Below are 9,907 nucleotides of genomic sequence, written 5' to 3' on the forward strand. Positions count from 1 at the left end.
TTTTTGGTTCAAAATGTAAGTTCGTTCAGTCGTGTAGCTCGCTACACTCCTTCACTCTCTTACATTTTGACCTCAAAAATAAGCTCAAAAACTAACAAAGCTAATTTATAGAACCAGCCTTTATGGAATTAACCTTCATTATTCGGATTTTCATTGCAGGCATCTTAGGCGGTCTGATTGGGATAGAACGGGAATATCGTGCCAAAGAAGCAGGTTTTCGCACACATTTTTTGGTAGCCCTTGGTAGTGCGCTCTTCATGGTTGTTTCACAATATGGCTTTTCTCACATTTTGGAGACCTCACCCAACGTCTCTTTAGACCCTTCACGCATTGCTGCACAGGTGGTTAGCGGTATTGGTTTTATCGGAGCAGGAACGATTATTTTCCAAAAACATGTAGTCAGAGGCCTCACCACTGCTGCGGGTTTGTGGGTTACTTCCGCCATCGGCTTGGCTACGGGTGCGGGATTGTACACCGTTTCTGTTGCCAGCACGGTTTTGGTGCTTATCTGTTTGGAGGTTCTGAACTACACGATACAGCATTTTGGAACACGCCATATCAGTTTTTCCTTTATTTCACCCGACAAAGCACATATTGATGAAATTCTTTTAAGATTAAAAAACGAAAAGGCTGTTCTACATTCATACCGTGTAAAACTTGAAAGTTTTCAAGCCAAAGAGGCTTACCATGTCAGCATGGAAATGGTGATGAAACGAAGTAGATTTGACAACGGTTTTATTGATTTTATCTCAGAATTTGACGGAGTGACCGTTGAAAATATAGAATAACAAATCCTCAAATTCGTTACTCGCAATCACCTGTAAAACAAAGTCATTGACTTAACGCCACAACCCATGGAGATAAGGGTGTTAACTCATGGAGATAAGGGCATTAACCCATGTAGATAAGGGCGTTAACCCATGGAGATAACAGCGCAAACCCATTGAGTTAAAACAGCTAACTCAATGGGTTCATTTTGAAATATTAAAGATGTGAAAGGGTAAGTCTTTTCAGTAATAAAAATCAATTCTGTGATTTTTCCAGCTCTGCATTAACACATTCGTTGCAAACTCCTTTATAATAGAGTTGCATCTCGTCCACGATGTGACCGTCAATGTTACGTTTTTCTGCCAATTGGGGAGCTGCCTCATTTGGCAAGTCGATAATCTTTCCGCATTTATTGCAGAAAAAATGTACATGAGGCTCCATCTTTCCGTCATAGCAAACACGATGATCGTCGATGGTAATCATCTGTGCAGCATGATGTTCTGCAAACAAACGCAATGTGTTATACACCGTAGTTTTACTCAATGTAGGGATTTTTGGACAGAGATTTTTATACACTTCATCCACCGTTGGGTGCGTGAAATTTGTCAAAAGATACTCCATAATAGCGATACGTTGAGCCGATGGGTGAATTCCCGCATCAATAAGTCTGTTGTAAGCCTGATTATCTAATATCATATTTTATTCTTTTTGTATTGCTTGCAAATGTACAAAATTTATGATAATTTCTCTCATAACCAACAAAGAAAACTGATGTTGGATAATAAACTTTTTATTTTTACCGAAAAATTGTATTATTTTTGCTCTAAAAGGTATGGAATTAAATCATCTTTAGACAATAATTTCTGCTCCCCAGAACGCATATCCTTAAGCGTGATTTTATTTTCTTTCATTTCATTCTCGCCAGCTAAAGCCACATAGGGGATTTCATGAGCATTGGCATAACTCATCTGCTTCTTCATTTTCACAGCATCTGGGAAAAGCTCTGTGCACACTCCTTGTCGACGAGCCTCATTCACTAATGGTAGACAGTAAGCCGTTTCTTGGTCACCAAAGTTGATAAACAGCAACTGAGTACTACCGATGGTTTCTTTGGGATAAAGGTTGAGCGCATGAAGGACATCATAGATGCGGTCGGCTCCGAAAGAGATACCGACGCCACTCAAGCCGGGTTTACCGAAGATACCCGTAAGGTTATCGTATCGACCTCCACCTGTGATGCTGCCAATCTCTACATCCAAGGCTTTTACTTCGAAGATTGCCCCTGTATAGTAGTTGAGTCCGCGTGCCAAAGTTAAATCAAGTTCTATTTCATGATGCAGCCCTACCGACTTCAATACCTTTAAGATATAAGAAACCTCTTCGACACCTTTCAGCCCTATTTCGCTGTCTTTCAGCACCTCGCCAATGGTCTTTAGTTTTTCTTCATTGGTTCCTTGCAATGAAATGATAGGCTGCAACTTCTCAATGGCATCAGCGTCAATTCCGACATTCGCCAATTCTTGGTTCACACCTTCCAGTCCGATTTTATCCAACTTGTCAATTGCAACAGTGATATCTACTATCTTATCTGCAGCACCTATCACTTCTGCAATCCCTGTCAGAATCTTCCGATTGTTGATTTTTAGCAACACGCGTACGCCAAATCGTGTAAATACTTCATCGACAATCTGCATCAGCTCCACCTCATTCAATAGAGAATCAGAGCCAACCACATCGGCATCGCATTGATAAAATTCACGATAACGCCCTTTTTGCGGTCGGTCAGCACGCCATACTGGCTGTATTTGGTAACGCTTGAATGGGAATTGTATTTCATCATGATGCATCACCACATAACGAGCAAAAGGTACGGTTAAGTCGTAACGAAGACCTTTTTCGCAAATCTTGGAAGCTAATTTCAAAACATTGCGCTCTTGAAGTTCTTCGTCGCTTACCTTATTTAAGAAATCTCCAGAGTTCAATACTTTGAATAAAAGTTTATCGCCCTCTTCTCCATATTTCCCCATGAGGGTCTGAAGCGTTTCTAACGACGGCGTTTCTATCTGTTGGTAACCGTAAAGAGCATAGACCTCTTTGATAGTGTTAAAAATATAATTTCTTTTAGACATCTCCGCTGGAGAGAAGTCGCGTGTTCCTTTTACAATACTTGGTTTGTTTGCCATTGCTATTTCCTTCACATTATTTTCTAATCACCGTTTGTGCGCGGTCTGGGCCTATAGACACAATCTTTATAGGAGTTTCAAGGAACTCCTCTATGAACTGCAGATATTTCTTGAAAGCAGCAGGGAATTCGTCCTCAGAGGTCATCTTTGTCATATCCGTTTGCCATCCTTCCAACTCTTGGTAAATAGGCTCCACACCCTCCAAGTCAAAAGGAAGCTCTTTCGTAGTGGTGCCATCGGGCAACTTGTAGCCTACACATGCTTTAATTGTCTTCATCTCATCAAGGACATCACTCTTCATTAAAATGAGATGAGTCACCCCGTTGACCATCACAGAATAACGCAGTTGGATTAAATCCACCCATCCGCAACGACGCTCACGCCCTGTCACAGCACCGTACTCATGACCTAAGTCACGAAGTTGCTTGCCTGTTTCGTCAAAGAGTTCTGTGGGGAAAGGACCAGAGCCTACACGTGTACAATACGCTTTCATGATGCCATAGACATTTCCTATCATGCGAGGACCCAATCCAAGTCCGATACAAGCACCTGCACATATCGTATTAGAAGAGGTGACGAAAGGATAACTACCAAAATCAACATCAAGCATCGTGCCTTGCGCTCCTTCACACAAGATTGTCTTTTGCTGTCGAAGCAGATGATTGATTTCATGTTCACTATCCACTAACTTGAATTGTTTGAGGTATTCAACGCCCTCCATCCACTCCTTTTCTGTTTCAGTAATATCAAAATCAGAATAGTTGAGTGCTTTCAGCATCTTGAGATGACGCTCCTTGTGCGCCTGATATTTTTCGTCAAAGCGATCTAATATATCTCCTACACGTAGACCGTTGCGTGAAGTCTTGTCAGTATAAGTGGGACCAATTCCCTTCCCTGTCGTTCCAACCTTTCCCTTTCCTCGTGCTGCCTCGTATGCCTGATCCAAAATTCTATGAGTAGGCATGATTAAATGTGCTTTCTTTGAGATGTGAATACGGCTTTTCAATTCGTGTCCACTCTTTTCAAGTTCCTGGGCTTCTTTCATAAAGAGGTCGGGAGCAAGCACAACCCCATTGCCAATGATGTTCAGCTTTCCACCTTGAAAGATACCTGAGGGGATGCTTCGTAACACATATTTCTGGTTTTCAAATTCGAGCGTATGCCCTGCATTGGGTCCCCCTTGAAATCTTGCAATGACGTCATATTTGGGTGTCAGCACATCAACGACCTTCCCTTTGCCTTCATCTCCCCATTGTAGTCCGAGGAGCACATCTACTTTACCTGTATTCATGATTTTATGGTTTTAATTTCTTTCTGTTGGATTTGCGGCGTGTAATCTTTGCTTGACACGAACTACACACCCCATATATATATAATGTATAAGCGTCTTTTTTGAACCTTTTGAGCTTCATCTCCTCCACGGTGTCTCTCAATTCTGCGCTGTTAATCTCCGTCACTTTACCACAAATGGTGCAAATCTGATGACAATGGTCCTTACTGTCACAGCATGATTCGTACTTTGTACCATTAGAAAGACGATGACAGACGACGAATCGTAACTTTTGAAAGAGCCGTAAATTGTTATATAGCGTTGCTCTGCTCACCCTGAAGCTTTTTTCTAAGAGATAATCATTCAGCTCATCCAACGAGAAATGCCCTTTTAAGCTAAGCACAGCGTCAAGAATTGCATATCTCTCAGATGTCTTTCGGAGATTGTTTGTGATAAGATAATCATCCAGATGTTGCCTAACGGCATTTCTGATATCTTTTTTCATATTGAGCTATATAACACCACAAAGTTACAACTTTTCTTTGGAAAAAAGTATCAGCATGCAAGTATAAATCTTAAATCTCCATTTGAAGTGCCTTCGTTGCGATTTGATGATACTCGTCTCCCAATGCACAAAACCGCACAATGCAATTCATCGCGGCATGACGAACGCCCACATCTTCGTGTTGCAAAGCGACACTACTTTGATCTAAGAACTCATTAATGCCTCGTTCGTTAGGCACTACTCCCCTCATAAACAGTCGTGACAAGATCTGATAAGCACAAATTTGCTTTATCTTATCATCTGTCGCCATCCATTGGTAGGCAAGAACGGAAGCATAAGGCAAATATTGAAAGAGATTGAACGATGCTATTTCGGCTAAATCTTGCGTGTGGATGTCTGCTACCCAAATATCAACGATGTCAGCATCCAATTGCTCTGGTGGCATTATCAACGTTGCTAAAATTTTACATTCACGGATGTTTTCTTTCCATAAGGCAATCGCTAAATGGTAGTTTTTGCCATATTGCTTTGCCATGTTGGATAAATCGCCTAACGAACAACCCCAGTTCACGAAATAAGAAGCACCCTTCTCACGCATAGACTGCGAGGCAACACCATTCATTAACAAGCGAAACGAACGCTTGATTTCTTTCACTGTTTCATTTATATCATGATTCATCGGCAGCTGACTCTTTAGAATATCTCATCATTTGATGCGCATACGACTCGGTATAATCAAGCTCAATATCGATAATATTTCCTTGATCATCTAATTGAGGCTTCATCCACGGATTGATAAAACCTTTATACGGGGCGATATCTAATTGGCGGTATCGTTTCAACACCTCTTCGTGTAATACCGAATCAACGTTGACAGCATAGGTTTCAACCATATTTCGAGCCGCTTCAAAATCTCCTTCACTCTTGATACGTTGAATTTCAGCCAACAATTCTCCAAAGAGATTTCTCAATTTGGAATAGTCATTGACTTGTACATAGTGCTTTATTTCGTTTGTACCTTCTACAGAACGCTCCACAATCGCTACAGCATCACCTGCATGTGCCAACACCCAATGGGCGATGAGCGCACGATTTCTCATGTGAGCCTCCTCTATTTTGTGTCCCAACTGAATGCGCACAAGCTGCGTCATCAGACCGTTCATCAGGTACGTGTAATATTGTGCTTGATAGGCTGTCGTGTCAGGAAGTAGTCCAAGCTCCACCAATTTTTCATCCGCCATATAGTATAAAGCAAACAAATCTGCACGAGCTTCTTCAATCGTATCACCATATGCCCTTAGCGCATCGCCACTAACGCCCGGCAACAGTTGTCCACTTCCATGACCAACACATTCATGAAGGTCGGTATGTAGATTGTCACAGAGATTTCCATACAGGTTGATTTGACGGAGAATTTCATCATCCACCACAAATTCTTCATGCAACCCATTGCCTCGTGCCACCTCATTATAAGCCTCGGTGAGATTACCTATCGTGACACTTTTCGAACCATATCGTGCGCGTATCCATTCTGCATTTGGCAAGTTGATACCAATTGCCGAGGCTGGATATTCATCACCGCCCAACATAGCTGCACAAACAACATGCGCTGTCACACCTCTTACTTCTTGTTTCTTAAATCTTTGGTCTACTGGCGAATGATTTTCAAACCACTGTGCATGCTGACTGATGAGTTTGGTGCGCTGAGTGGCTTCCTTATCTTTATATGAAACGAAGCCTTCCCACGACCCTTTCAAACCTAAAGGGTCACCATATACTTCAATAAAGCCATTGATAAAATCTACCTGACCGTCTTGCTCTTTCAACCATTCTATCGAAAATTGGTCGAATAACTTTAATTCTCCTGTATGATAGTAAGTAATAAGAAGCTCCAAAACATGCTTTTGCTGGTCGTTTTCTGCATAGGAAATCGCCCTCTCTAACCACATGATAATACGCTGAATGGCTTTCCCATAGAGTCCCGTTGAGGTCCATTTTACTTCCTGTACTCTTCCATTTTCGTCTTTAATGACCTTGGAATTTAATCCATAAGAGATGGGTTCTTCGTCATGGGTACGCCTCATTCGTTGGTAATAGGACTCCACTTCAGCCTGCGTCACGTTATCATAGAAGTTACAAGCAGATGTGAGTACCAAATCGTCTCCATCGGTCTTGTTAACTCGCTTGGGTAAGTAGTTGGGGTCAAAGAGTATAGGATATAGTTCATCATACAGCATTTCAACCGACTGCCCTGCCTTCAACGGCAACTGCGACGGTGGAACAGTCAACAACAACGTCTTGAAGAAAGAAGGTGAAAAGCCGGGTTGTAGCTTTTCACAACCGTAATGATGATAGATACCATTAGAGAACCATATCCGTTTGAGATAGACTTCTAAAGCTTGAAACTCAGGATTGTCGATAGCGTTAGCATGCTGCGCATAAATCAGCTCTAGGACTTTTCGTATCTTGAGATTATATTTTCCAAACTGATCGGTGGTAATATCCCGACCAGCTTGTGCAGCTTTAGATAGATAGTAGATATATATTTTTTGTTGAAGGCTAAGCGTCTCAAAGCCTTTTAATCGATAACGAAGCATTTGCAAATCAGCAAATCGCTCGTCCGAGTAATTAAAATGTTGAATCACTATGAATGCAAAATAATAAAATTATTTTTTCTTAGATTTCGGTTTGCGTCCTCTTTTCTTAGGCGCAACAGGCTCTTGAGGCTGTGCTCCTAAATGTTCAATCCTGTATTCACGAGGAGTACAGTTGTTTAGTTTATAAAATGCGGAATAAAATGACTGTCTATTCGCAAATCCTACCACATCAGAGATTTCTTGCATGTTCAAATCTTGATAGCGCTTATCTGCGAGTAATGCCATCGCCTCTTCGATACGAAACTTATTCACAAAGGAAGTATAATTCATGTGAAAACGAACATTGACAGCCGCTGATATGTATCGTGTGTTGGTACCAAGCTCATCGGCTAACTTTTTCGCTGAATAATTCTGATCTTTATACTTCTTCTGAATAAGGATAATGTCTAAGATTTTTTCCTTCAGTTCGTCCATCAACTGGGGACTAACGAGCGAACGGTAGGCAGCCTCCTTCTCTTTTTTCTCGGTGATGTTATACTTTGCCATACAATTCGTGATTTATAATGTTATTCTCTATACTTGCAAATATAGTTATGTTTTTTAATTTTCACAAGTTTTATCACAAAAATTCTATAAGTTTTCACTATTTACAATGATTTTTTGCACAATTTGTGAGTTTTATTATCATATCCGTCGAAACTAATACATCATTAAGTAAATGAAGAACTTAGAGAAATAGATGAGCATTGCCATTTCAAGAACTAAAGAACTACTATCGTTAAAAATAAAACAACAATGACAGATAGAGAAGAAAATGCTATCAGACAAACGATTGTTTATTTTTCATAAAAGATAATAATAATTCATTGAGTCTTACTTAAAGCCTTTTGTAGCACGAAAATGTTACATGGTTTGCATTTCTTCATAAATTCGTTGTACAGGGAGTCCCATGACATTATAATAACTGCCTTCAAGTTTTGTCACCCCCACATACCCTATCCATTCTTGTATGCCATATGCACCAGCCTTGTCAAAAGGTTGATATTTTGAAATATAATAATTTATCTCGTCGTCCGAAAGCTCCTTAAAAGTAACATTTGTGCTGACACTAAACGCCTTCTGTTGGGAAGTTGTGGTGAGACAAACGCCTGTTATCACCTGATGGGTGCGCCCACTCAACAGCCGAAGCATGCGCCTTGCATCCGATTCATCAACAGGTTTGCCCAGCACTTCCTGTCCAACAACAACGACAGTATCGGCTGTGAGCAACAATTCTCCATGACAAACGTCATAGGCACTCGCCTTTTCTTTTGCAATGAATTGTGGCACTTGGGCAACTGGCAAATCTTTCGGATAATCTTCAGGAACGTACTTTTTTACCTTCACCGTAAAAGGTAAATCTAATCCTTCTAACAGTTCCTTTCTACGTGGTGAGTTAGAAGCAAGAATAAGATGATAGTTCGTCATATCTTTTCGTTTGTTTTTCCTATTTTTCCTTAATGCGCTGTGTTACCAACCGAATGCCGTCTGGTCGTTCAACCATAATTTCTTCACTCTTAACACTTGCTCAATGATGTCTCTACCACAGCCTTCACCGCCCCGATAATGGCTCACATAAGTGGACAGTTCTTTAATTTCAGCAACGGCATCAGCAGGACAACAGGGACAACCACATTGCTTCATGACCTCATAATCTGGTATGTCGTCGCCGACAAATATCACTTCTTCATCGGTGAGTCCGTATTTCTGGATAAAATCCTGATAATGCTTAATTTTAACGCTACAGCCCATATAAATATCTTCCAACCCAAGACTCTCATAGCGCAGACGCACAGCTGGCGTATTTCCACCCGTCAAAATGGCTATCCGCAGACCTCTTTTTTGCGCAAGCTGAATGGCATAACCGTCTTTGATATTGATGGTTCGCAAGGGTTCTCCATCGCTATCCAGCGTGATAGTAGACTTCGACAACACACCGTCTACATCAAATATAATCGCTTTTATTTTGCTTAAATCGTAATTTATCATCGCTTTTATCGTTTTTCTGTGAAAGCTTTCATTTCTGCAAAGTTAATTATAATTCCATGAATTGTCGGCATTTTTATCAACATTTGATGTTTTGCGCACGGCTCTTTCATGGAAGAATCGTAATTTTACAACAAAAATGGACTACCAAAACGCAGTGTTTGCAACATTAGTCGCAAGCTTGATTGAATAAAAATAAATGCTGAATTTTCTTTACAAAGTGCCTCTCATAACTCGCGTGAAATCAACCAACGGCAAAGTGGGTCGCAAATACGCGAGTTATGAAAGACTTTTGTAATTCATTGCTATTGAATACATTACACATAAACCATTCCCTTTCATTCGATTTTTTATCATTTCTCGGCGGCTAAAGCATTGAGATAAGCCTGCTATTTGCATGCTTTAAGGCTCTTAGGTCATGTGAATAACACGGCTAAAGAGTGTTTCCAAGCTCGTTAAGTCAACGCTTCAGCCAGAAAAGACGTTTATTTTGTTCAAATCAGTGCATTTTTGCAGGTCGTTTGCCTATTGAAATTTTCTATTTTGAAGATTTTAGATG

Annotated in this window: 10 protein-coding genes; 1 reads left to right on the forward strand and 9 read right to left on the reverse strand. The window is 40.7% G+C overall.

The window, feature by feature from the left end; translation table 11 throughout:
* Positions 1-122: 122 nt before the first annotated feature.
* Positions 123-788, forward strand: a complete 666-nt coding sequence (locus tag HMPREF9304_RS03140; protein ID WP_036926360.1) for an MgtC/SapB family protein — start codon at positions 123-125, stop codon at positions 786-788.
* Positions 789-1,023: 235 nt separating this feature from the next.
* Here HMPREF9304_RS03140 and HMPREF9304_RS03145 read toward each other — a convergent pair whose 3' ends face one another.
* The 9 genes from HMPREF9304_RS03145 to HMPREF9304_RS03185 form a co-directional block, all read right to left on the reverse strand.
* A complete protein-coding gene (locus HMPREF9304_RS03145) occupies positions 1,024-1,464 on the reverse strand; it encodes a Fur family transcriptional regulator (protein WP_036926362.1) in 441 nt (146 codons plus the stop codon).
* Between the two features lie 116 nt (positions 1,465-1,580).
* A complete protein-coding gene (hisS, locus tag HMPREF9304_RS03150) occupies positions 1,581-2,951 on the reverse strand; it encodes a histidine--tRNA ligase (RefSeq protein WP_036926365.1) in 1,371 nt (456 codons plus the stop codon).
* A 16-nt stretch (positions 2,952-2,967) separates the two neighbouring features.
* Positions 2,968-4,242: an adenylosuccinate synthase gene (locus tag HMPREF9304_RS03155; protein WP_036926367.1), complete on the reverse strand. Its 1,275-nt coding sequence runs from the start codon at positions 4,240-4,242 to the stop codon at positions 2,968-2,970.
* A gap of 4 nt (positions 4,243-4,246) precedes the next feature.
* Entirely contained in the window at positions 4,247-4,726 is a 480-nt protein-coding gene (locus HMPREF9304_RS03160) for a Fur family transcriptional regulator (RefSeq protein ID WP_008122339.1), read from the reverse strand.
* Between the two features lie 70 nt (positions 4,727-4,796).
* The gene (locus HMPREF9304_RS03165) at positions 4,797-5,405 is read right to left on the reverse strand and encodes a DNA alkylation repair protein (protein ID WP_036926370.1); all 609 of its coding nucleotides are present in this window, start codon (positions 5,403-5,405) and stop codon (positions 4,797-4,799) included.
* Positions 5,395-7,323, reverse strand: a complete 1,929-nt coding sequence (locus HMPREF9304_RS03170) for a dipeptidyl-peptidase 3 family protein (RefSeq protein ID WP_197061633.1) — start codon at positions 7,321-7,323, stop codon at positions 5,395-5,397. The genes HMPREF9304_RS03165 and HMPREF9304_RS03170 overlap by 11 nt, the downstream gene beginning before the upstream one ends.
* Before the next feature lie 69 nt (positions 7,324-7,392).
* Positions 7,393-7,869 carry a helix-turn-helix domain-containing protein gene (locus tag HMPREF9304_RS03175; RefSeq protein WP_036926375.1) on the reverse strand — a complete coding sequence of 159 codons (477 nt, stop codon included), beginning with the start codon at positions 7,867-7,869 and terminating at the stop codon, positions 7,393-7,395.
* A 357-nt stretch (positions 7,870-8,226) separates the two neighbouring features.
* On the reverse strand, positions 8,227-8,790 hold the full coding sequence (locus tag HMPREF9304_RS03180; RefSeq protein ID WP_036926377.1) for a Maf-like protein: 564 nt from the start codon (positions 8,788-8,790) through the stop codon (positions 8,227-8,229).
* Between the two features lie 42 nt (positions 8,791-8,832).
* A complete protein-coding gene (locus HMPREF9304_RS03185; RefSeq protein WP_025072403.1) occupies positions 8,833-9,351 on the reverse strand; it encodes a KdsC family phosphatase in 519 nt (172 codons plus the stop codon).
* Positions 9,352-9,907: the final 556 nt, after the last annotated feature.

The sequence above is a fragment of the Hoylesella timonensis S9-PR14 genome (assembly GCF_000762405.1).
In the GTDB taxonomy this organism is placed as follows: Bacteria; Bacteroidota; Bacteroidia; order Bacteroidales; family Bacteroidaceae; genus Prevotella; species Prevotella timonensis_A.